The 20,245-nt window shown below is 69.9% G+C and carries 23 protein-coding genes; 14 read left to right on the top strand and 9 right to left on the bottom strand.

All coding sequences use genetic code 11. The features are described 5' to 3' along the window. Positions 1-108: 108 nt before the first annotated feature. From MKK84_RS24230 to MKK84_RS24220, 3 genes are read left to right on the top strand one after another with little or no spacing between them, the layout of a single operon-like run. Positions 109-1,380 (top strand): Zn-dependent hydrolase, encoded by a 1,272-nt coding sequence (locus tag MKK84_RS24230; protein ID WP_243924495.1) that lies wholly within the window; start codon positions 109-111, stop codon positions 1,378-1,380. 13 nt (positions 1,381-1,393) lie between these two features. Continuing rightward, a complete protein-coding gene (locus tag MKK84_RS24225; RefSeq protein WP_243924494.1) occupies positions 1,394-1,699 on the top strand; it encodes a hypothetical protein in 306 nt (101 codons plus the stop codon). A 54-nt stretch (positions 1,700-1,753) separates the two neighbouring features. Then, positions 1,754-2,257, top strand: a complete 504-nt coding sequence (locus MKK84_RS24220; protein WP_243924493.1) for an SRPBCC domain-containing protein — start codon at positions 1,754-1,756, stop codon at positions 2,255-2,257. A gap of 74 nt (positions 2,258-2,331) precedes the next feature. Here MKK84_RS24220 and MKK84_RS24215 read toward each other — a convergent pair whose 3' ends face one another. Then, positions 2,332-2,583: a hypothetical protein gene (locus tag MKK84_RS24215; RefSeq protein ID WP_243924492.1), complete on the bottom strand. Its 252-nt coding sequence runs from the start codon at positions 2,581-2,583 to the stop codon at positions 2,332-2,334. Positions 2,584-2,705: 122 nt separating this feature from the next. Here MKK84_RS24215 and MKK84_RS24210 point away from each other — a divergent pair, with 122 nt between their 5' ends. The 4 genes from MKK84_RS24210 to MKK84_RS24195 all read left to right on the top strand — a co-directional run bounded on the left by MKK84_RS24210 (position 2,706) and on the right by MKK84_RS24195 (position 6,738). Continuing rightward, the gene (locus tag MKK84_RS24210; protein ID WP_243924491.1) at positions 2,706-3,449 is read left to right on the top strand and encodes a spermidine synthase; all 744 of its coding nucleotides are present in this window, start codon (positions 2,706-2,708) and stop codon (positions 3,447-3,449) included. A 66-nt stretch (positions 3,450-3,515) separates the two neighbouring features. Next, positions 3,516-3,722, top strand: coding sequence for a hypothetical protein (locus MKK84_RS24205; protein WP_243924489.1), 207 nt, complete (start codon positions 3,516-3,518; stop codon positions 3,720-3,722). A gap of 92 nt (positions 3,723-3,814) precedes the next feature. Next, complete coding sequence (locus tag MKK84_RS24200; protein ID WP_243924487.1) at positions 3,815-6,160, top strand: Orn/Lys/Arg decarboxylase N-terminal domain-containing protein; 2,346 nt, start codon at positions 3,815-3,817, stop codon at positions 6,158-6,160. After that, a complete protein-coding gene (locus tag MKK84_RS24195) occupies positions 6,160-6,738 on the top strand; it encodes a GNAT family N-acetyltransferase (RefSeq protein WP_243924485.1) in 579 nt (192 codons plus the stop codon). The genes MKK84_RS24200 and MKK84_RS24195 overlap by 1 nt, the downstream gene beginning before the upstream one ends. A 9-nt stretch (positions 6,739-6,747) precedes the next feature. Here the strand turns inward: MKK84_RS24195 and MKK84_RS24190 are convergent, their stop codons facing one another. The 3 genes from MKK84_RS24190 to MKK84_RS24180 are packed head-to-tail and all read right to left on the bottom strand — an operon-like array spanning position 6,748 to position 8,538. Beyond that, positions 6,748-7,311, bottom strand: coding sequence for a YceI family protein (locus MKK84_RS24190; RefSeq protein WP_243924483.1), 564 nt, complete (start codon positions 7,309-7,311; stop codon positions 6,748-6,750). Then, the gene (locus MKK84_RS24185) at positions 7,308-7,913 is read right to left on the bottom strand and encodes a cytochrome b (RefSeq protein WP_243924481.1); all 606 of its coding nucleotides are present in this window, start codon (positions 7,911-7,913) and stop codon (positions 7,308-7,310) included. The genes MKK84_RS24190 and MKK84_RS24185 overlap by 4 nt, the downstream gene beginning before the upstream one ends. Positions 7,914-7,929: 16 nt before the next feature. Further along, positions 7,930-8,538: a YceI family protein gene (locus MKK84_RS24180; RefSeq protein ID WP_243924479.1), complete on the bottom strand. Its 609-nt coding sequence runs from the start codon at positions 8,536-8,538 to the stop codon at positions 7,930-7,932. 101 nt (positions 8,539-8,639) lie between these two features. Between MKK84_RS24180 and MKK84_RS24175 the strand changes: the two genes are divergently transcribed. Together MKK84_RS24175 and MKK84_RS24170 are read left to right on the top strand one after the other, a co-directional pair. After that, on the top strand, positions 8,640-9,635 hold the full coding sequence (locus tag MKK84_RS24175) for a LysR family transcriptional regulator (protein ID WP_243924477.1): 996 nt from the start codon (positions 8,640-8,642) through the stop codon (positions 9,633-9,635). 135 nt (positions 9,636-9,770) lie between these two features. Continuing rightward, on the top strand, positions 9,771-10,133 hold the full coding sequence (locus MKK84_RS24170) for a hypothetical protein (protein WP_243924476.1): 363 nt from the start codon (positions 9,771-9,773) through the stop codon (positions 10,131-10,133). A 10-nt stretch (positions 10,134-10,143) separates the two neighbouring features. Here the strand turns inward: MKK84_RS24170 and MKK84_RS24165 are convergent, their stop codons facing one another. Next, positions 10,144-10,638 carry a hypothetical protein gene (locus MKK84_RS24165; RefSeq protein WP_243924475.1) on the bottom strand — a complete coding sequence of 165 codons (495 nt, stop codon included), beginning with the start codon at positions 10,636-10,638 and terminating at the stop codon, positions 10,144-10,146. Between the two features lie 297 nt (positions 10,639-10,935). Next, positions 10,936-11,916: a hydroxyacid dehydrogenase gene (locus MKK84_RS24160; RefSeq protein ID WP_243924474.1), complete on the bottom strand. Its 981-nt coding sequence runs from the start codon at positions 11,914-11,916 to the stop codon at positions 10,936-10,938. A 226-nt stretch (positions 11,917-12,142) separates the two neighbouring features. Between MKK84_RS24160 and MKK84_RS24155 the strand changes: the two genes are divergently transcribed. Further along, entirely contained in the window at positions 12,143-12,910 is a 768-nt protein-coding gene (locus tag MKK84_RS24155; RefSeq protein ID WP_243924473.1) for a hypothetical protein, read from the top strand. Positions 12,911-12,919: 9 nt separating this feature from the next. Here the strand turns inward: MKK84_RS24155 and metB are convergent, their stop codons facing one another. Beyond that, on the bottom strand, positions 12,920-14,080 hold the full coding sequence (gene metB, locus MKK84_RS24150; RefSeq protein WP_243924471.1) for a cystathionine gamma-synthase: 1,161 nt from the start codon (positions 14,078-14,080) through the stop codon (positions 12,920-12,922). 335 nt (positions 14,081-14,415) lie between these two features. Between metB and MKK84_RS24145 the strand changes: the two genes are divergently transcribed. From MKK84_RS24145 to MKK84_RS24130, 4 genes are all read left to right on the top strand, one after another. Beyond that, positions 14,416-15,018, top strand: a complete 603-nt coding sequence (locus tag MKK84_RS24145) for a TetR/AcrR family transcriptional regulator (RefSeq protein WP_243924469.1) — start codon at positions 14,416-14,418, stop codon at positions 15,016-15,018. Between the two features lie 129 nt (positions 15,019-15,147). Further along, a complete protein-coding gene (locus MKK84_RS24140; RefSeq protein ID WP_243924467.1) occupies positions 15,148-15,378 on the top strand; it encodes a hypothetical protein in 231 nt (76 codons plus the stop codon). 87 nt (positions 15,379-15,465) lie between these two features. After that, positions 15,466-16,149 carry a type 1 glutamine amidotransferase domain-containing protein gene (locus MKK84_RS24135; RefSeq protein ID WP_243924466.1) on the top strand — a complete coding sequence of 228 codons (684 nt, stop codon included), beginning with the start codon at positions 15,466-15,468 and terminating at the stop codon, positions 16,147-16,149. A gap of 108 nt (positions 16,150-16,257) precedes the next feature. Further along, the gene (locus tag MKK84_RS24130) at positions 16,258-17,664 is read left to right on the top strand and encodes an amidase (RefSeq protein ID WP_243924464.1); all 1,407 of its coding nucleotides are present in this window, start codon (positions 16,258-16,260) and stop codon (positions 17,662-17,664) included. Positions 17,665-17,772: 108 nt separating this feature from the next. Here MKK84_RS24130 and MKK84_RS24125 read toward each other — a convergent pair whose 3' ends face one another. After that, positions 17,773-18,312: a cytochrome b gene (locus MKK84_RS24125; RefSeq protein WP_243924463.1), complete on the bottom strand. Its 540-nt coding sequence runs from the start codon at positions 18,310-18,312 to the stop codon at positions 17,773-17,775. Continuing rightward, a complete protein-coding gene (locus tag MKK84_RS24120; protein ID WP_243924462.1) occupies positions 18,309-19,418 on the bottom strand; it encodes a catalase family peroxidase in 1,110 nt (369 codons plus the stop codon). The genes MKK84_RS24125 and MKK84_RS24120 overlap by 4 nt, the downstream gene beginning before the upstream one ends. Positions 19,419-20,245: the final 827 nt, after the last annotated feature.

Here is a 20,245-nt window from a genome sequence, read left to right as displayed (position 1 = left end):
ACCGGCCGCCGGATCGTAAAGCCTGACTCCGGCCCGTCCCTGGCGCCGATCGGGATCGCGGCCTAACCTCCCGCCTCCGGGACGCCTTCGGCAGAGGGGCATCGCATCGTGGATCGCATCAATCTCCCGCTCTCGCACGACCGGCTCTGGGACAGCCTGATGGAGCTCGCCCGGATCGGGGCGCTGCCCAACGGTGGCAATGACCGCCAGACCCTGACCGACCGCGACGCGGAGGGACGGGCCCTGTTCCAGCGCTGGGGCGAGGCGGCGGGGCTCACGCTCACGGTCGATCGGATCGGCAACATGATCTTCCGCCGCCCGGGGCGGAACCCGGATCTGAAGCCGGTGGCGGTCGGCAGCCACCTCGATACCCAGCCCACCGGGGGCAAGTTCGACGGACCGCTCGGCGTGCTGGCCGGTCTCGAGATCATGCGCGCCCTGCAGGAGGCCGGGATCGAGACCGAGGCGCCGCTCCTGCTGATCAACTGGTGCAACGAGGAGGGTTCGCGCTTCCCGCCGCCGATGAGCGGCAGCGGCGTCGCCATGGGGATCGTCCCGGAGGCGGACATCCTGGCGACCCGGGACCTGTCGGGCCACGCCTTCGGCGACGAATTGCGCCGCATCGGCTGGCAGGGCGAGGCGGATCCTGCGGATTTGCGGGCGATCGGCGCCTATTTCGAGTTGCACATCGAGCAGGGCAAGCGCCTGGAGGATGCGGGCCTGACCATCGGGGTGGTCGACCGGGCGCTGGCGCAGATCTGGTACGAGATCACCGTGCAGGGCGAGGAGGCCCATGCCGGCAGCCCGATGGAGGGGCGGCGCGACGCCCTGATGGCTGCGGCGGCGCTGATCGCTTCTCTCGAAGGCATCGCCCGAGACGCGGTGGCGGCCAGCGGCGAGCGCGGGCGGGCCACCGTGGGCGTGCTGAAGGCCGAGCCGGAAAGCCGCAACATCACGCCGGGCCGGGTCTGGTTCAGCCTCGACACGCGCCACGGCGACACCGAGCAGCTGGAGGCGATGCGGATCCAGATCCAGGCCCGGGCCGACGCCCTGGCGGCCGAGCGCGGCGTCTCAATCCGCGTGGAAGACTTCTGGCGCGCGCCGCCGACCCCGTTCGATCCCGTGCTGGTCGACCGGGTCCAGGCCGCCGCCGAGTCCCGGGGCCATGCCTGGACGCGGATGCCGACGGCGATCTACCACGACGCCGTCTACTGCGCCCGCGCGGTCCCCGCGGCCCTGGTGTTCTGCCCCTGTCACGGCGGCATCAGCCACAACGAGGCCGAGAGCATCACGCCGGACTGGGCCGGGGCCGGTCTGGAGGTCCTGGCCGACGCGGTTCTGGCGACGGCGGGCGTGGCCACCGGGGCCAAGGGCGGTTGAGGGAAAGGCCATCATGCCCGACGACAACGTCATCCGCCCGGCCTTCGGCGCCCCGCGCCGTCCCGCTCCCGCCGGGCCGGAGGAGGCCGGTCAGCCGTTCCTGCGCGTGCTCGGTACGGGGGCCGGCCACCGGGTCGGCCTGATCCGGGATCCGGCGGCGCAGGAGGGCGAGGTCTTCCGGATCGTGGTCGGTCCGGAGGATGAGCCGGAGGTCGAGACCGTGGCCCTGCTGCCGGCCAGTGCCGACGCGGAGGCCGAGGCCGAGCGGATCGGCTTCGCGGTCCTGCGGGCCCTGGAGGTGGTCGAGGGCGCGCTCTGATCCGCACCGTTCTTCGTCCACGGGTGTTCTCCACGGCAGGCGCGGGAGGGACGCATGACGGTCGGCAAGGGGACAGTCGACAAGAGCCGGACGGCCGGCCGGGTCAGCAGCACGACAATCGCGATTCCCGCCCGGGCCGGGATGGTCTGGTCGGTGCTGACGGACCTCGAATCCTATCCGGACTGGAACCCGTTCATCCGGAAGGCCACGGGGCAGCGGCGCGCGGGCGCGCAGTGGCGCCTGGAACTGACCCTGAACGGCCGCACGTTCCAGACCGTGCGCGTGCAGGTGACCTGCTGGGAGCCCGGCCGGCGCCTGACCTGGCGCGGCGGCATCCCGATTCTGCGCCTGCCGATGCCGCACCTGAGCACCGGCACGCACGACGTTCGAATCACCGAGACCCGGCAGGGCGTCGATCTTGTGCAAGCGGAGACCTGCGCTGGCTGGCTTGCCCCCGTGCTGTTCCCCTGGCTTCAGGGGCGCATGCAGGCCCGGCTCGCAGAGATGAACGCGGCGTTGCAGGACGAGGTCGCCCGCAGGACGGCCGAGACGGCCTGACCGGCGCTAAGCCCTTGTCGTCGTGCGCGCTCTTGCGCCGAACCGGTGTCCACTTCGGCGGAGCGCGCGCCCCGTCATTCGACCGGCTTCGGCTTGACGATGGGCGAGCGGGTCAGGCTCTGGATCTCGCGGCTGGGCCGCCCCGCCTTGAGGGCGATCTCCGCCTCCTGTTCGAGGATGAGCTCGCGGGCCGGCTCGTCGCCGTCCAGGCCGCCCAGGATCTCCATCGGCACCCGCCGGTTCGAGGCCCGGGAGCCGTCGGTATAGACGACATCGAACATCACAAAACCCCGCTCTTGCGGTCTCGACTTGATACGCTTGGCCATAGGTGCTGATACGCCGCCGGAATTGGTTGCGGCAAGCCGCTGCGACATGTGGGGGCCATGCGGCGCGCATAGGCCGCGCCCGGCGCCCCCCGACACCCCCGCGCCAGACGAGGACGCCGCCCGTGATACCCTGGGTTCATCTCGATACCGGATCCGTGCCCGGTGGTGGCACCTCCTTGCGGCTGATGCGGCGCGGCGAGGAATTCGCGATCCTGGCCGACACGATCGAGCTGATGAACAACCGCCGCAGCGGTTCCGAGGTGGCGCTTGCGGCGCTGACCTGCGCGCGGCTCGTGGATCGGCCGCGAGCCCGGATCCTGATCGGCGGGCTCGGCATGGGCTTCACCCTGCGCGCGGCGCTGGCGAATCTCGGCCCCGAAGCGCAGGTGGTGGTGGCCGAGCTGGTGCCGGCGGTGATCGCCTGGGCGCGGGGGCCCCTGGCGCATGTCTTCGCCGGCTGTCTGGACGATCCGCGGGTCGACCTGCAGGAGGCCGACGTGAACCGCCTGATCCAGGCCGGGCCGGAGCGCTACGACGCGATCCTGCTCGATGTCGACAACGGCCCGGAGGGCCTGATGCGCCGGTCGAACGACCGGCTCTACGACAATTGGGGCCTGAAGCGGGCCCGCTGGGCCCTGCGGCCGAGCGGGATCCTGGGCGTCTGGTCGGGCGCCCCGGACCGGAAGTTCAAGAGCCGGATGCAGCGCTCCGGCTTCGACGTGGACGAGCAGCGCGTCCATGCCAGCGGCCGGGGCAGCGGACCCAAACACGTGGTCTGGTTCGGGACGAAGGTCGCCGGTTTCGCGGAGCCTGCTCAGGATGCACCCGCGCAGCCCGCCCCTGGTCGAAAGCGGCACATTCGATAGCCGGTTTGCTGCCGCTCACGGTCGCACCCCCTGTGCCGACCGCGCGATCTCCCGCACATTCGATCGATGGGTGTGAATTGCGGGCATCTCTACACGGTTGAGGTGAGACCGAGCCGGCATGACCCGGGCGGCTTCACCTGGGCGATCCGCGACCGCGGCAAGCTGGTCCGGGGATCGTACCGCCCGCACGCCTCCGAGCATGCCGCCCGCGCCGTCGCGCTGGCCGAGGTCGAGCGGCTGATCGGGCACGACGGGCGATCGGGCGGCGCCTGATCCGACGATTCATCGCGCCGGTCCAGCGCTGTCATCCAATCGTCACGGACCGGCCAGAAAGCCTCGCCTGTATCCCTGGCAAAGAGAGCTCCATGGACTTCCACCGTCGCTTCACGGTCCTGATGTGCACGCCGGCCTTCGATCCGGACGATCTGGAAGGCGCGCGCGTCAATCAGATCGTGGCGGCGGTGGAGAGTCGCGGCTTCGAGGTGGTGCGCGCCCGGCGCGTCGAGGACGCGGCGATCGCGGTCCAGACCGACGCGGCGGTCGGCTGCCTCGTGGTCGATTGGGGCAAGCGCGGCCTCGACGGCAAGACCGCCGCCCTCATCGACATGATGCGCAAGCGCGGCCTGGAGATGCCGATCGTCATCATGGTCCGCCGCAAGCGGCTGGAGGACATCCCGGTCGAGCTGCTCGACTTCATCGACGGCTACATCTTCCTGGCCGAGGAGACGCCGGAATTCATCGCCCGCGGCCTCGTCAGCCGGGTCACGCAATATGCCGGATCCCTCAAGACGCCGTTCTTCGGCGCGCTGGTCGACTACGCCGAGAAGGGCAATCAGCTCTGGACCTGCCCGGGCCACAACGGCGGCATTTTTTACAACCGGTCTCCGATCGGCCGGATCTTCGTCGAGCACCTGGGCGAGGCGATTTTTCGCGATGATCTCGACAACTCGGTGCTCGATCTCGGCGACCTGCTGACCCACGAGGGCCCGGCGCTGAAGGCCCAGAAGGAGGCCGCCAAGATCTTCGGGGCGGAAAAAACCTACTTCGTCCTCAACGGCACCTCGGCCTCCAACAAGATCGTCCTGTCGTCCCTGGTGGCGGAGGACGATCTCGTCCTGTTCGACCGCAACAACCACAAGGCGGCTCATCACGGAGCCCTGTTCCTCGGCGGCGGCATCCCGATCTTTCTGGAGACCGACCGCAACGCCTACGGGCTGATCGGCCCGATCTACCACGAGGCCCTGGACGAGACGCGGATCCGCGAGAAGATCCGCCGGAACCCGCTGGTGACCGATCCGGAGGCGTGGCGCCGGGAGCGGCCGTTCCGCGTCGCGGTGATCGAGCAATGCACCTATGACGGCACGATCTACGACGCCCAGGAGATCCTGGAGAAGATCGGCCACCTCTGCGACTACATCCTGTTCGACGAGGCCTGGGCGGGCTTCATGAAGTTCCACCCGCTCTACGCCCGCCGCTTCGCCATGGGGCTGACCGGGCTCGACGAGACCTCGCCGGGCATCGTCGCCACGCAATCGACCCACAAGCAGCTCGCGAGCTTCAGCCAGGCCTCGCAGATCCACACCCGGGACGGCCATATCCGCGGCCAGACCCGGCGGGTCGAGCACAAGCGGCTCAACGAGAGCTTTCTGGTCCACGCCTCGACCTCGCCCTTCTATCCCCTGTTCGCCTCGCTCGACGTCGGCGCCCAGATGATGAAGGGGCGCTCGGGCATGATCCTGTGGGACGACACGATCCGGCTCGGGATCGAGTGGCGCAAGAAGGTTCGGGCGATCCGGCGGGAATTCGAGGAGAACGAGCGCGATCCGGCCCGGCGCTGGTTCTTCGACCCCTTCGTGCCGGACGTGACCAAGAATGCCGACGGGGCCGAGGTGCCCTGGGAGAGCGTGCCCACCGACGAGCTGGCCGCCACGCCCCGCCACTGGGAGCTGAAGCCCGGCGCGCGCTGGCACGGCTTCACCCATGTGGCGCCGGGCTACGCCATCACCGACCCGAACAAGCTCACGGTGCTCACCCCGGGCTTCGACCGGAAGACCGGCGCCTATGCTGCGCATGGCGTGCCGGCGCCGATCGTGGCGCAATACCTGCGTGAGAACCGGATCGTCGCCGAGAAGAACGACCTGAACTCGCTGCTCTTCCTGCTGACCCCGGGGGTCGAATCCTCCAAGGCCGGCACGCTGATCTCGGGCCTCGTTGCCTTCAAGCGGCTGCACGACGACAACGTGCCCTTGGAGGAGGCCATGCCGGAGTTCGTCGCCCGCCGGCCGAACCGCTACCGCGGCGTGCGCCTGCGCGACCTGTGCGCCGAGTTCCACGCCTTCCACCGGGAGGCCGGCACCTCCACGCTGCAGCGGCGGCAATTCGCCTCCGATCACCTGCCCGAGATGGTGATGCCGCCCAAGCGCGCCGCCCAGATGCTGACCCGCAACAAGGTCGATTACGTGCCGATTGCGGAAGCCGAGGGCCGGATCGCCAGCACCCTGATGCTGGTCTATCCCCCGGGCATCGGCACGGTGCTGCCGGGCGAGCGACTCGACGAGCGGGCCGCGCCCATGCTCGACTATTTCAAGATGTTCGAGGCCTCCGCCAACCTGTTCCCCGGCTTCGAGGCCGAGATCCAGGGCGTCTACCGGGAGGTCGAGCCGGACGGGCGGATCCGCTTCCACACCTACGTCGTGCGTGAGGGTGCCTGATGGAAATCGAGGTCGAGCCCCCCGGGCCGCTTGCTGCGCGGCCCAGCCCCGACATCGTCATCCGCGCCTCCTCGGACGCGGATCTCGAGGCGATGGTGGCGATCTACGAACACCATATCGGCAAGGGCGTGGGCGATGTCGGGGCCTTCGAGGAGGCCCGCCTCCTGCCCGACGACCTGAAGCGACGGCGCAAGTCGATGCGCAAGAAGCGCCTGCCGCACCTCGTGGCCGACCGCGGCGGCGTGGTGGCGGGCTACGCCTACGCGGTGCCGTTCCGGAAGCGCCCGGCCTATCGCTACACGCTCAAGCACTCGATCTACGTGCATCCCGACCACCTGCACGCGGGGATCGGCCGGCGGTTGCTGCCTGCGCTGGTCGAGGCCTGCGCGGCGGGGGGCTACCGGCAGATCATCGGCTACATCGACGCTGAGAACGAGGCCTCGCTGCGCCTCCACGAGGCCTGCGGCTTCGAGCGGGTCGGCTTCCTGCGGGCGGTGGCGTTCAAGTACGGCCACTGGGCCGACAGCGTGATGGTGCAGCGAGCGCTGGGGACCGGATCGGAGGACCGGCCGGGGTAAAGGGCCGCCTCAGTGGCCGGACGTCGTCGCGACGATGTCGACCTCGACCCCCACATCGAGCGCCACCCACTGCCCCGACGCCCAGGCGCCCTGACCGACGCCAAATTCGGTGCGGATGAGGCCGACGCGCCCGGTGGCGTGCGCCGCGCCGCCGTCCAGGGTCAGGTGGAACGGCAGTGTCACGGGCCGGCTCGTGCCGCGGATCGTCAGCGTTCCGATCGCCGCGTAGTCGCCCTGTCCCTTGTCGACGAAGCGGGTCGCTTCGAAGCGCGCCTCGCTCGCCGCCTTGACGTCGAACCAGTCCTTCTGCGGCAGGGCCTGGTCGCGCTGGACGTCCCCGGTTCGCGCGCTGGCGAGGTCGACCAGCACGAGCGCATGCCCTGCCTCGGGCTTGGCGGGGTCGAAATCCACCGCGGCCTTGAACCGCTCGAACCGCCCGGTGAATGGGACACCGACCTGCACGCCGGAGAACCGGATCACGCTCTTGCCCGGATCCACCGCCCATTCTGCGGCCGCTGCCGGCAGGGCCGCGACCTGCAGCGCCGCGAGCAGGCAGAGGTGACGCGTGTTCATTGGGTCGGCTCCACGGTGGGGGCGGGCGACAGAGGGTGCCCCGGCAGCATCCGGCGCAGCACGTCATCGCGCAGGAGGAGGTGGTGGCGCAGGGCCGCCGCCACGTGGACGGCGAGCAAAGCCGCCAGAAACCACGCCCCCAGGGCGTGGACCTGCTTCAGGATCCCCTCGGCGGCGGCCGGGTCCGGGACGAGGCCCGCCAGCGGTAGGTGTGGCCAGGGCACGATCCCGTACAGCACCGTCGGGATGTTGAACGGCGACAGCGACACCACTGCCCAGCCGGTCAGGGGCAGCCCGACGAGGAGCAGGTAGAGCAGGGCATGCGCCGCCCCGGCCGCGCGGCGCTCCCGCGCCGGCATCCCGGCCGGGTGCGGCGGCGGCCGGTGGGTCAGGCGCCAGAGGACGCGCAGGGCGGTCAGCGCCAGCACCGTGACGCCGACGGACTTGTGCCACTGGTAGAGCTGGAATTGGCGAAGCGGCGCCAGGGCCGCGTGCGTCATGGTCAGGCCGAGGCCGATCAGGACGAGCACGCAGAGCGCGCTCGCCCAGTGCAGCAGGATCGCCACGGCGGAGTACCGCCGCGCGGAAACCCCGTTCGCCATGGCGGATCCTTTCCGATCAGTCCTGCTTCTCGAAGGCGCCCGCGATGGTGAGGTGCAACTCGTCGCCAATGAGCGGCACGTAGGTCTTCACCCCGAATTCCGAGCGCTTGAGCGTGCCGGTGGCCTCGAAGCCGACCGTGACCTTCTTGCTCAGCGGGTTCACACCGGCGCCGACCAGCGTGACGTCGAGCGTCACCGGCTTGGTCACGCCGTGGAGCGTCAGGTCACCCGTCACCTTCGCGTGGTCCTTGCCCGCGGGGGCGACCTTGGTGGACACGAAGGTCATGTCGGGGAACTTGGCGGCGTCGAGCCACTGGTCGCCCTTCAGCTCGTCGGTGAGCTTGGCGCTGGTGGTCGTCACCGAGGCGACCGGGATCTTCACCGATAGCTTGGCGGCGGCCGGGTTCTTCGGCTGCAGCTCCAGCGTGCCCGACACGTCCGAGAAGCCGCCGGCGTAGTTCGAGAAGCCCATATGGGACACGCGCCAGCCGACCTGGGTGTGGCCCGGATCGACCGCGTAGGTGCCGGCCTGGATCTGGGCGGGATCGCGGGTCGGCGGGGTCTGAGCCAGAACTGGGGTGGCGACCAGCAGGGCCAGAAGGCCGGAGGCGAGAATCGACTTCAATGGTGTCTCCTGCAGAGCAGACGGTCGAGCGCGATTCGTTGCGCCGCAGCAGCCGTGTAGCCCCGTTCACGGCCCCGGTTGAGCCTGCTATCCGGAACCCCATGGTTGCGAAAACGGAAACCTTCCGCGGCGGGCTGGACGATGTGCGGGCGTTCTGCACGGTCGTCGATCTCGGCACGGTCACGGCCGCGGCGGCCAGCCTGCGGGAGACCAAGGGCAGCGTCAGCCGGCGGATCTCGCGGCTGGAGCGGGCACTCGGTGTCCGGTTGATGGCGCGGACCTCCCGGGCGGTCTCGCCGACCGCCGAGGGTCTCGCCTTCTACGCCAAGGCGCAGGAGAGCCTGACCCTCCTCGACGAGGCCGCCGAGACCGCCCGCGATGCCCGGACGGTGCCGGCCGGGCACCTGCGGATCACCACCTCGATCGATTTCGGCATCGAGGTGATGCCCGAGATCATCGCGAGCTTCCGCGAGGCCTATCCGCAGATCACCGTGGAGATGCTGAACACCGACGCGCGCCTCGATCTGGCGGCCAACCGGATCGACCTCGCCCTGCGGCTCGGCAGCGCCGAGGAGACCGGCTATCGCGCCGTCGTCCTGGCGACGCTGACGGCGGCCCTCTACGCCGCCCCCGCCTACCTGCTGCGCCGGCCGGCCCCGGCGGACCTCGCCGCCCTGCACGATCACGACCTGATCCTGGCCCGCGAACGCTTCGGCGCGGCGGCGCTGGCGCTGACCGACGGCCAGGGCCGCACCGAGCCGCTCTCCGTGAACCCGGCGATCCGCGTCAGCGATTTCGCCACCGCGCTCCGGTTGACCCTGGCGGGCGCCGGGATCGGCCATCTCCCCAGCCTCGTCGCCGCCCGGGCCGTGGCGGCGGGTCAGCTCCAGCGCGTGCTGGCCCCCTGGGCGACCCGGGGTGCAGCCCTGCGCGCCGTCACCCTGGCCGGTCGCGAGCTGCCCGCCCGGGTCCGGGTGTTCCGCGAGCACGTGGGCCGCGCCCTCGCGGCCTGCGACTGCGCTCACGAGGTCGTGGATTTAGACGTGAATACTGTTGAGAACCAGGTACATACAGTAAAACATGGGTTAGATTTCTGAGGCTCGCTCAAATTTGAACGATCGTCGTATCGATTCGTTCACGGGCATCCCTCACCATGCACTGCAACAGAGTCCGAACACCCGGTCAGCGAGCCGGATCGTGCGGGTCCCTTCGATGTCATCGCGGACGCCATCATGCCCCCTGCCAGCAGGCGCCTGCGTTCCGTCCTCATTGTCGGTACGCTCACCCTCGCAGCCACCGGCGCAGCGCTGGAAACCGCGCGGGCGACCCTATCGACCGCGGCCCGGATCGTGCTGCAGAAAGGCCGCCACTATGCGCCCACCGACCTGTATCTCCGGCGGGGCGACACGATCACCCTGCGCAACGGCGATGAGAGCTTCACCCACCATGCCTTCATCGAAGCGGATCGGTTCTCGTTCGATGCCGGCGATCAGGAGCCCGGCACCGAGACACGGCTGACGCTGGTCGAGCCGGGAGATTTCGTGATCCAGTGCGGCATTCATCCGAAGATGAAGCTGACCATCCACGTCGAGTAGGAGGCGCGGATCAGCTGTCGCGGCCGAATCCGAGGCCGCGCAGGATGTCGCCGATCGGATCGATCCGCCCCGACGCGTCCGGTGTCGGCCGAGGCGCAGGTTGCGGCATCACGGCGGGATCGACTGCAGCGGTGCGGGCGCGGGTGGGACGATTTAGATGGGCAACCCTGGATCGGTTCTTCCGCTCCGCTGCCTTCCCCCGGTGGTTCGCGCTGCTGCGGGGCGGTTCGATGGGGAGAGCTGTCGCAGCCGGTGGGGTTGCGGCGGCGGTCTGGAGCCCCGGCTGCACCGATGCGGGTGCCGGGATAATCTCGGGGGTGCCGCGGGCCGGCGGATCGATCCAGGCCACCGGCTTGATCGATTCGGCGACCGCGACGGGCCGTGCCGGCGCGTTGCGATCGCGTGAATGCAGGTTCTGAGTCGCCACGCCCAGCCCGAATACGGCAAGGACCGTGGTTACGAGGATAGGGCGGGCGTATTTCATGACGGGAAAACGTACGGTCAAGCTCCCGGTTCCGCTTGACTGTTTAATAGTGTTCCGAGAACGGCAGCCGACGTTGGATCAGGTCCGAAAACAAAAAAGGCCACTCCCGAAGGAGCGGCCCGAAGTCTAGGGAGGAAACGCCCAAGAAGGGCAGCGGGAGGGCGACGCCATCGCCATCCCGCAATGCACAGATAGGATATCGCAGTGCGGTAGGCAATGGCTCGACGCGCCGAAAGGCATGCGGACCACGCGCTTTCATAGCCTCCATGCTTTGACGTCATGCCTCAGTATGTCGAGCCCGCCCGGCACGGAGCTGTCTCACACCCCGCGCCGCCGATCCCAGATCTCCGGGTTGACCAGTCCGCCGGGATGACGACCGGCCAACACGTCGATGACCCGGGTCGCGGCGGTCTCGGCGGTACGGATCAGGGCAGCCTCGGTCGAGCCGCCGACATGGGGCGTGAGGATGACCCGCTCTTGGTCGGCGAGGGGATGGCCTCCGGGCAGCGGCTCCTGCGCAAAGACGTCGAGCCCGGCGCCGGCGATCGTGCCGGCCTCCAGGGCGTCCATCAGATCCGCCTCGTCGATCAGGCCGCCACGGCTGGTGTTAATCAGGAACGCGCCTCGCTTCATCCGGGCGAACTGCTCCCGGCCGATCAATCCGCGTGTGCTGGGCGTGAGCGGCAGGTGCAGCGAGACGATGTCGGCCTCTGCCAGCACCGCCTCCACCGAGGTGGCGCGCAGGGCGCCGGCCGTGGCGAAATCCGTTTCCGGGCGGCTCGGTCCGTAGGCCAGGACCCGCAGGCCGAGGGCGCCGCCGAGCCGGGCCGTGGCCTGCCCGATCGCCCCGAACCCGACGAGGCCGAGGGTGAGGCCGGCGAGCTCGACCAAGCGGGTGGTGAACTTGAAGCTGTCGTCGCCCTGCCGGACCGACCGGTCGGCCCCCGGCAGGGCCTTCGCCAGGGCGAAGATCAGCGCCAGCGTGTGCTCGGCCACCGAGACGGCGTTGGCGCCGGGGGTGTTGACCACCACGATGCCGGCCTCGCTCGCCGCCGCCTTGGCCACGTGATCGGTGCCGGTGCCGTGCACGCCGATCACCCGCAGCTCCGTTGCCGCCGCGATGGCCTCGGCCGGGAAGCCGGTGTTGCGGGTGATGACCGCGACGCAGCCGGCGACGTCGCGGGCCAGGGTCTCGGCGTCGGTGCCGCGGGCTGCGCGCGGCTCAAGCCCGGCCGCGCGCAGCCGATCGAGACCCGCCGCGTGGATCGGCTGGACGATGAGGCACGGACCGGTGAGCACGGCGGATATCCTTGGCCGACCCGGAGGGACGGGTGCGAGCGCTTCAAGCCCGGTCGTCCTAAGACCCGCCTGGCACGGTGGCAACGAGCACTCTGGAGGCCGCGCTGCTTCAGGTGCGTCCAGGCCGTCGATGTTTCACGGGAAACATTGCGTTTACCCTATGCGACAACCCCTGTGGCGGCGGCGTCATCGCGGTCCCGCCCGCATTCTAGTAGCACCGACCGGGATGACGACATCGCAGTGGCGCACCCTTCGGAACGTGCAGGCTCGGGCGCGACTGGAGCGGGCGCTGCCGCCGGTCTTCCCCGTCCCGGTCCTCCGGCACGCCCTGGCGCGGCCCCTAACTCCGCCGACGCCGCGCCTCGCCGTGGAGAGCTATTGGCGCAGCCATGTTCTCCGGGCTGACCGGCTCGCCCGCGCCCTGGCGGCCCGCTCCGGCACGCCGGAGGGCTGGACGTGGCAGATCGGCCGTGACGGCTCGGGGGAGGGGCGCACCGGCAGTTTCCGGACACCGCCCGCGCCCTTTCGGGATCCCGCCTTCGCCCGCGGCCGCGGCGCCTGCTGCATCTGCGGCCAGCCGGTCTACCGGTTCGGCTGGCACCGGGATCTCTGGGGCGGCGGTACGCCCAACGCCAGGGCCGGCTGGCATGCGGCCTGTGTCACGGCCTGGAAGTTCTGGCTCGCCCCGCACGCGCAGGTCCGGGCGCTGAAGCTTCGTCAGCGGCATCGCTGCGCGACCTCCGGCAAGCGGCTGCTGCGCGCCGCCGAGGTCGATCACGCCCTGCCGCTCTATCAGGTCTGGCGGGAGCACCGCACCCGTCCCTGGCCGGACCTCCTCGCATACTGGGGCGCGCCGAATCTGCAGGTGGTCAACCGGGCCGTCCACGTCCTCAAGTGCCGGGACGAGGCCGCCGAGCGCTCACAGACCCTGCGGCTCTCCCGCTTCCGGGTAGTCGAGGACGAGTCCTGGTTCAGCGTGATCGAGGAGGGGTGAGCGGCCTGCTCACCCACCCACGGCTTCGAGGCCGCGCGACAGGTCGGCCAACAGGTCGTCCTCCGCCTCCAGCCCGACCGAGAGGCGCAGCAGCCCGTCGGTGATGCCGGCGATCGCCCGCGCGTCCGGGTCCATGGCCGCATGGGTCATGGTCGGCGGGTGGGCGACCAGGCTCTCGACCCCGCCCAGGGACTCGGCCAGGGTGAAGACCCGCACGGCGCCCACGAACGCCCGCACCGCATCGAGCCCGCCCGCGAGTTCGAAGCTCAGCATGGCGCCGAAGCCCGCCTGCTGCGCCTTGGCGAGGGCGTGCCCGGGATGGGACGGCAGGCCCGGGTAGTGGACGCGGCTCACGGCCGGATGCGCATCCAGGAAGGCGGCGATCCGCCCCGCGTTGCGCTGCTGCTGGTCCACGCGCACGAACAGGGTCCGCAGGCCCCGGAGCGTCAGGTAGGCGTCGAGCGGCGAGCCCGTGACGCCGATCGTGTTCGCCCAGGCGGCGAGTTCCTCGCCCACGGCCTTGTCGGCGGCGATCACCGCCCCGCCGATCACATCGGAATGACCGTTGAGGAACTTCGTGGTGGAGTGGACGACGAGATCCGCCCCCAGGGCGATCGGTTGCTGCAGGGCCGGCGACAGGAAGGTATTGTCGACCACCACGAGGGCGCCCGCGGCCTTAGCGTCGGCGGCGATGCGCCGGACATCCACGACTCGCATCAGCGGGTTGCTCGGCGTCTCGATGAGCACGACCTTCGGCCGTCCGGCGAGCGCCGCCGCCAAGGCGTCCGGGTCGGTCTGGTCGACGAAGTCCACACGGTAATGGCCTCGGGCGGCGCGGAAGCTCAGCAGGCGGTGTGTGCCGCCGTAAAGATCGTGCGGCGCGACTAGCAGGTCGCCCGGCCGCAGGCTCGACAGGGCGAGGTCGAGGGCCGCCATGCCGCTCGCCACGATCACGGCCCGGGCGCCGCCTTCGAGCTTGGCGATCGTGTCGGCCAGCGCGTCCCTCGTCGGGTTGCCGAGGCGCGAGTAATCGTACGGGCCGGGCTGCTCGAAGGCCGGGAACTTGAAGGTGGTCGACAGGTGGATCGGTGCGATGACCGCCCCGAAGGCCGAATCCTGCGCAACACCATTGGCTGCCGCGACGGTACGGGCCGCGAATCCGTCTGACATCGACTCTCCTCCATGCCCGGGCGGCGCCTCCGGCCGAACCCTGGCGCGTTCTTTATGGAGAACGGATCAGACTTTCAAGAGAACGATATCCGGTCCTTGATCGCCTGTGTTCCACGCATCTGACCGTGGCCGACGCGCTCGGGTGGTGGTTATGTTCGAGGGGATTTGATCGAAGCAGGTGACACCCCCGCAGCTTGGAAGCGGATACGGCTCTAAAGACGGTCGTAGCTTGCATCAGGGTCAGCACAACGACTTGGCCAAGCTCAATCAGCCTTGCGAACAAAAAATGCGAAGGACCACTAGACGACCGGTCTAATCCCGCCTATCTCACCGTCATGGCACGCGTCACCGCACATACCGACACCCGGCAGGGGATCCTCGACACCGCCTACGGCCTGATCGGCGCGAAGGGGTTCTCCGGGGTTGGGCTCAACGAGATCCTGACCTCGGCCGGCGTGCCGAAAGGGTCGTTCTACCACTACTTCGGATCCAAGGAGGCCTTCGGCGAGGCTCTTTTGGCGGACTACTTCGAAAGTTATCTCGCCGACCTCGACACGACGCTTGCCGAGCCGGGGTTGAGCCATGCCGAGCGCCTGATGAATTACTGGCGCAAATGGCAGGCGACGCAGGGCAGCGTCGACTACCAGCGTAAATGCCTCGCGGTGAAGCTCGCGGCGGAAGTCTCGGACCTGTCCGAGGCGATGCGCTTGGCCCTCAAGGCCGGTACCGCTGCGATCATCGAACGGCTGTCGCAAGCCATTGCGGCGGGCGTGGCGGAGGGCTCGCTCACGGTCGAGAGCGAGCCGCATACGACCGCCGAAGACCTGTACCACGTCTGGCTCGGTGCGAGCCTGATGGCCAAGATCGTCCGGACCGACGCACCGTTCGCGGCGGCCATCGGGACGACCCGGCGCATCCTGGGCCTCACCGCGCGCTGATCCACCGCCTCCACCTTCGCAGGACGCAGCCCCTCGTTGCGTCCAAATCTAAGACGACCGGTCTACTCTCAGCTGGGCCAATCATCCCCCCCGGCCGGTCAGGGAGCGGCACACAGACGGAGAAAACCCATGCCCCACCACGCCAAAACCTCTGTCGCCGCGACCCTCATCGCCGCGGGGCTGATGGCACTCCTGACCGGACCCCAAGCAACGGCGCAGGAGCGGATCACCCTTGAGACCATCGGCGCCGTCCGCATGGCCCGGTTCGACGAGGTCCGCCGCGCGAACCCGGAGTTCCGCCCTGCACAAGCCGCGCAGCCGCGCGACGCGGCGGCCGGACGCACCGCGAAGGCGCGCTAGCGCCGGCTCGCCTCCCCCGGGCCCGCTCCGAGCTCGGCCCCGAACCCAAAACCTTCCCAACACAAGCGAAAGACCTGGAGACCGACGATGAAGATCCTGATGGTGCTGACCTCGCACGACCGGCTCGGCGACACCGGCCGGAAGACCGGCTTCTGGCTGGAGGAGCTCGCGGCGCCCTACTACGTGTTCAAGGATGCGGGGGCGGAGGTGGTCCTGGTGTCGCCCAAGGGTGGCCGCCCGCCGCTCGATCCGAAGAGCGCCGAGCCGAGCTTCCAGACGGACGCGACGCGCCGCTTCGAAGCCGACGCGGCGGCCATGGCGGCGCTGGCCGAGACGGGCCGACTCGACGCCGTTAGCCACGCGGGTTTCGACGCCGTCTTCTATCCCGGCGGGCACGGGCCTCTCTGGGACCTCGCCGAGGACCCTGCCTCGATCTCGCTGATCGAGACCACCCTCGGGGCCGGCAAGCCCGTGGCCCTCGTCTGCCACGCCCCCGGCGTCCTGCGCCATGCCAAGGCGCCCGAGGGGAAGCCGCTGGTCGAAGGCAGGAACGTCACCGGCTTCACGAACACCGAGGAGGAGGCCGTCGGCCTCACAGAGGTGGTCCCGTTCCTCGTCGAGGATGAGCTGAAGCGGAACGGCGGCCTCTACGCCAAGGGTGCCGACTGGGGACCCTTCGTGGTGACGGACGGCCTGCTCATCACCGGCCAGAACCCGGCCTCCTCCGGCCCCGCCGCCGAGCGTCTCGTCGCCCGCCTCGCCAACCGCTGAGGACGCAGGCGCCCCCGGCGGCGCCGAATCCTGCCACCCAACCCCTGATCGTCACCCTCCCGAAGCGGCGCACGCCACTCGCATCGGCGACCTCGAAGGATCCAGCCCATGACCACGGACATCGTTTTCTCGGACGCGACCCGGCTCGCCGAATTGATCCGGACCAAGCAGCTCTCACCGGTCGAGGTCGTGCAGGCGCACCTCGACCGCATCGACGCGGTCGATCCGAAGGTCAATGCCATCGTCGCGGTCGCGGAAGGTGCGCTGGCCGCCGCGCGGGACGCGGAGGCGGCACTCATGGCCGGCGGGGAACTCGGGCCCCTGCACGGCGTGCCGTTCACCGTGAAGGACTCCATCGACACCGCCGGCGTGCTCACCCAACGCGGCTCGCCGATCTTCAAGGGCCGGGTGCCCGACGCCGACGCCACCAGCGTGGCGCGCCTGAAGAGGGCCGGCGGCATCCTGCTCGCCAAGACCAACCTCCCGGAGTTCTCCTACTGGATCGAGAGCGACAACCTGCTCTCCGGCCGCTCGAACAACCCGTGGGACCTTGAGCGTACGCCGGGGGGCTCCAGCGGCGGCGAATCGGCGGCCATCGCGGCGGGTATGTCGCCGCTCGGCCTCGGCACCGATCTCGCGATATCGGTGCGCGGCCCGGCCGCGCAGACCGGCATCGTCTCGCTGAAGGCGACCCACGGGCGCGTGCCCATGACCGGCATCTGGCCGCGGGCGCCCCGCCGCTTCTGGCACGTCGGCCCGATGGCGCGTTCGATCCGCGACCTCGCGCTCGCGTTCTCGCAAATCGCCGGTCCCGACGGGCAGGACGCCTTCGCGAGCAGCACCGTCCCGTTCGATGCCGGCCTCGGCGCCGCGCCGGATCGCAAGCTCCGGGTCGGCTGGATGGTCGGGCCGGGCTTCGGTCCCATCGACACGGAGGTCGCCGCGACCGTGCAGGCTGCGGCCGAGGCCCTCAAGGGCGAGGGTCACCACGTGGAGGAGGTGCGCATCCCGGCGCTGGAGCGCGACTTCGCCCTCGACGTGTTCAACACGCTCCACGTCATGGAGATGAAGCCGGCGTTCCGCGCGGCGACGGCCGGGCACGAGGACCAGATGTACAAGATGGCCAAGACCATGTTGTCCCTGCCGGAAACGTCGGTGGAGGACTACGTCGCGGCCGAGCAGGCGGCGGAGCGGCTCCGGGACGGCTACGCGGCCTTCTTCCGGACCTTCGACGTGCTCCTCACCCCGGTGCTGCCGGTACCGGCGCACAAGCACGGCATCCAGGAACTCGTCGTCAACGGCGAGACGGTCGATCTGACCTATCTGCAGGGCGCGACCGTGCCCCTGAACGTCACCGGCCTGCCGGGCCTGTCGATGCGGTTTGGGACGAGCCGCGAGGGCCTGCCGATCAACGTGCAGCTGGTTGGAAGCTGGCAGGCGGAGTCGACGATCCTGCACGCGGCCTCGGTGCTGGAGGGCGTGAGCCCGGTTCGGGGCCTGCACCCCAGCCTCTGACCTGAGAGAACCGGCCGGGGGCGCCACGCGGCCCCCGGCCATCGACCGGACCGGCTGGGAAACACGCAGTGCGGATATCAGGTCGGCCGGCCCGATGCCGCCCGGACCTTACCGACGTGGTCGCCAGGGGGCCATGCTGGCGAAGACGCCGTCCTGGCGGATCAGCGCGTGCATCAGCGCCGCCCCGAGATGCGCCAGAAAGACGGCGAACAGGGCATAGGCGAGCCCGGTATGGAGGTGCCGCAGCGCCGCGGCGAGCATCGGGTCCTGCGGCAGGATCGGCGGCAGCACCACCGGCCCGGCCAGCACGATCGGATAGCGTGCCGCTGACAGCATGCCCCAGCCGACCAGCGGCAGGGCCAGCATCAGCCCGTAGAGCGCGATATGCGAGCCGTGCGCCGCGATCCGCTGCCACGCGGGCAGATCCGCCGGCAGGGGCGGGGGCAGATGGCGCCAGCGATTGACCAGCCGCAGGCCGGCAAGGAGCAGGATCAGGAGGCCGAGGGGTCGGTGCAGCGCGACCAAGGCGTGATAGTCGGCGAGCGACGTCACCATGGCGACGCCGATCAGCAGCATGGCGAGGATCATCGCCGCCATGCCCCAGTGGAACAGGCGGGCCGGCCAGTTGAAGCGCGCGGGTTCGGTCACAGGGCAGCTCCGTGGATCGGCGCGGTCACGGCGCTCGGCGCCTTCGCCTCGCCGGCGCGGCGGGTGAAGGACTGCGCGTAGGCCGCAGAGCGCGCGCTGAGCAGCGGATCGTCGCTCGGTGCGATGCCCTCCGGCAGGACGAGCGGGTCGAAGTTGACGTCCCGGCAGGTGTGGGGCGCTTCCGGCATGGTCTCGGTGAGAGTCAGGGTGCCGACATCCACGCCCTCGCGGTCGGCGGGCCAGGGCTGCGTCGCGTCGGCGGTGGGGTCCTCCGCCCGGCCGAGCGTCACCACGAGGTGCCAGCGCTGCGGACCCTGGCGCAACTGCGCCTCGAACGCATCGAACAGCCCATTTGGGTCGGGCGAACCGGTCCCGCCGGCGGTCTCGGGCGCGGCCGTCCGCTCCGGGATGAAGGCCCAGCGCACCGGTCGCACGGTGCCGTCGGCGGCCACGAACCGAAAGGCGTTCAGGCTCCAGAAGGTGCTGTCGGCGAAGCCGGTGGTGACGGTCCGCGCTTTGATCAGGGACGCGGCCCGCGCGCTCTTGGGATGGGCCGCGAAGAACGCCGCCATGCGGGCGGGGTCGGGCTTGCCGGTGGCGGGATCGGGCTTGGCGGCGCGGAGCTGCTCGTAGAAGGCCTCCGGCGTGCGCACGGGGAAGACCGGGATGTTGTTCATGCCGGTGCGCCATTCCGCGCCGTCCGGCGATCGGAACTGCAGGGCGAGGCTGCGCACGGTGGTCTCGGCATCGGCCGCGTAGGGCTGCCCGCCCGCCAGCGCGACCCGACCCAGGACGGGGGTCACCTGCCCGGGGGCGAACACGGTGGCTGTCGAGAGACGCGCGCCCGCGCCGTTGGCGGCGAAGCGCCCCGCGACGCACAGGCCCTTGGCGTGGTTGCGCCGGAAGCCGGGATGGGGGCCGTTCACCGCCTCGAAGCGATCGACGATTCGCGCCGGGGTGAGGAGGCCGGGCGACAGCCAGCCCCCCGCATACGCGAAGCCACCGGCCGTGCCGGCCACCACCGCGCCGATCATGGACAGGCGCAGGAGCAGGCTGCGCCCGGTCATACCGGGCGGCGCCCCTGTGAGGTCGTTCATCAACGTCATCCGTTCGGTCCGGGACTGGTCGCGATGACGCCTATTCGACGGCGTGACGCGCGGGTTTCACCCGTCGGTTGCCGAACCCGCATGAAGGCAGCGACGGAGCCGAGGCCGTCTCCCTCAGGTCAATCGTGCGCCCTCGCGCGGCACGCGCAGCTGGGCCTGGTGCTGGAACGCCCGGCGGGTCCGTCCAGAAGATGCTGTGCGGGGCGAGCGCATCGCAGCCCGGTGCTGCCATAAGCCCGCTGCGGACGCATGGGACAGCCCTGCGACGCCACGAGCCTTGCAAGATCGGCCGAGTTTCGCCATATCGGGTCCATCGGCAGCAACGGAACACCGTCCGCCGAAATCTCTCAGCCACGGATTGCACGGTTCCGCTTCGGCGGGGCGTCGCCGTGTCGGGCTTAGCTCCGGCGGGTTGCGAGATGCCTTTCACGTGCGAATGGATGGGGCCGCCCTTCAGGGGGTGTCGCTGTCCGCCGACGGGATGCCGGGCTTCCGGGTCCGGTTGTTTCGCCGGGAAAAGGTCGGTTGACAGGCCGGGCGGGCTCAGCCTATACGGCGCCTCCCGACGCGGTGCCGAAGCAAAACGGCCGGGTCGGGCGGGTTTCCCGAGGTTAAGAAAAGTAGATCTGGCGAAAGCCAAGGTACTTGACTTCTCTTCGAAAGGTACTTATGAAAGTTTGTACTGATCTTTGACAAGTTGGAATTGAGGAAGGGAGACGCGGGCGGCGTTTGTCCTTGCGGCTAGGTCTTAGTGGCCTGGCGTGAGAGACTTGTGCTGATCTGTTGTTCTTCTTTCTGAGCTCACCGACGGGTATTTGGCGCTGTGA

Source organism: Methylobacterium sp. E-065, from assembly GCF_022829605.1.
Taxonomy (GTDB): Bacteria; Pseudomonadota; Alphaproteobacteria; order Rhizobiales; family Beijerinckiaceae; genus Methylobacterium.
Note: the sequence above shows the minus strand (reverse complement) of the source record. Positions and strands in the feature narration are given on the sequence as shown.

Excerpts from the sequence above, each read along its gene's own strand:
- MKK84_RS24175 (WP_243924477.1), top strand. The coding sequence starts at position 8,640 with ATGGTTGCGAAAACGGAAACCTTCCGCGGCGGGCTGGACGATGTGCGG.
- MKK84_RS24225 (WP_243924494.1), top strand. The coding sequence starts at position 1,394 with ATGCCCGACGACAACGTCATCCGCCCGGCCTTCGGCGCCCCGCGCCGT.
- MKK84_RS24140 (WP_243924467.1), top strand. The coding sequence starts at position 15,148 with ATGCCCCACCACGCCAAAACCTCTGTCGCCGCGACCCTCATCGCCGCG.
- metB (WP_243924471.1), bottom strand. The coding sequence starts at position 14,080 with ATGTCAGACGGATTCGCGGCCCGTACCGTCGCGGCAGCCAATGGTGTT.
- MKK84_RS24215 (WP_243924492.1), bottom strand. The coding sequence starts at position 2,583 with ATGGCCAAGCGTATCAAGTCGAGACCGCAAGAGCGGGGTTTTGTGATG.
- MKK84_RS24155 (WP_243924473.1), top strand. The coding sequence starts at position 12,143 with ATGACGACATCGCAGTGGCGCACCCTTCGGAACGTGCAGGCTCGGGCG.
- MKK84_RS24200 (WP_243924487.1), top strand. The coding sequence starts at position 3,815 with ATGGACTTCCACCGTCGCTTCACGGTCCTGATGTGCACGCCGGCCTTC.
- MKK84_RS24145 (WP_243924469.1), top strand. The coding sequence starts at position 14,416 with ATGGCACGCGTCACCGCACATACCGACACCCGGCAGGGGATCCTCGAC.
- MKK84_RS24120 (WP_243924462.1), bottom strand. The coding sequence starts at position 19,418 with ATGACGTTGATGAACGACCTCACAGGGGCGCCGCCCGGTATGACCGGG.
- MKK84_RS24195 (WP_243924485.1), top strand. The coding sequence starts at position 6,160 with ATGGAAATCGAGGTCGAGCCCCCCGGGCCGCTTGCTGCGCGGCCCAGC.
- MKK84_RS24185 (WP_243924481.1), bottom strand. The coding sequence starts at position 7,913 with ATGGCGAACGGGGTTTCCGCGCGGCGGTACTCCGCCGTGGCGATCCTG.
- MKK84_RS24205 (WP_243924489.1), top strand. The coding sequence starts at position 3,516 with ATGGGTGTGAATTGCGGGCATCTCTACACGGTTGAGGTGAGACCGAGC.
- MKK84_RS24135 (WP_243924466.1), top strand. The coding sequence starts at position 15,466 with ATGAAGATCCTGATGGTGCTGACCTCGCACGACCGGCTCGGCGACACC.
- MKK84_RS24220 (WP_243924493.1), top strand. The coding sequence starts at position 1,754 with ATGACGGTCGGCAAGGGGACAGTCGACAAGAGCCGGACGGCCGGCCGG.
- MKK84_RS24170 (WP_243924476.1), top strand. The coding sequence starts at position 9,771 with ATGCCCCCTGCCAGCAGGCGCCTGCGTTCCGTCCTCATTGTCGGTACG.
- MKK84_RS24130 (WP_243924464.1), top strand. The coding sequence starts at position 16,258 with ATGACCACGGACATCGTTTTCTCGGACGCGACCCGGCTCGCCGAATTG.
- MKK84_RS24190 (WP_243924483.1), bottom strand. The coding sequence starts at position 7,311 with ATGAACACGCGTCACCTCTGCCTGCTCGCGGCGCTGCAGGTCGCGGCC.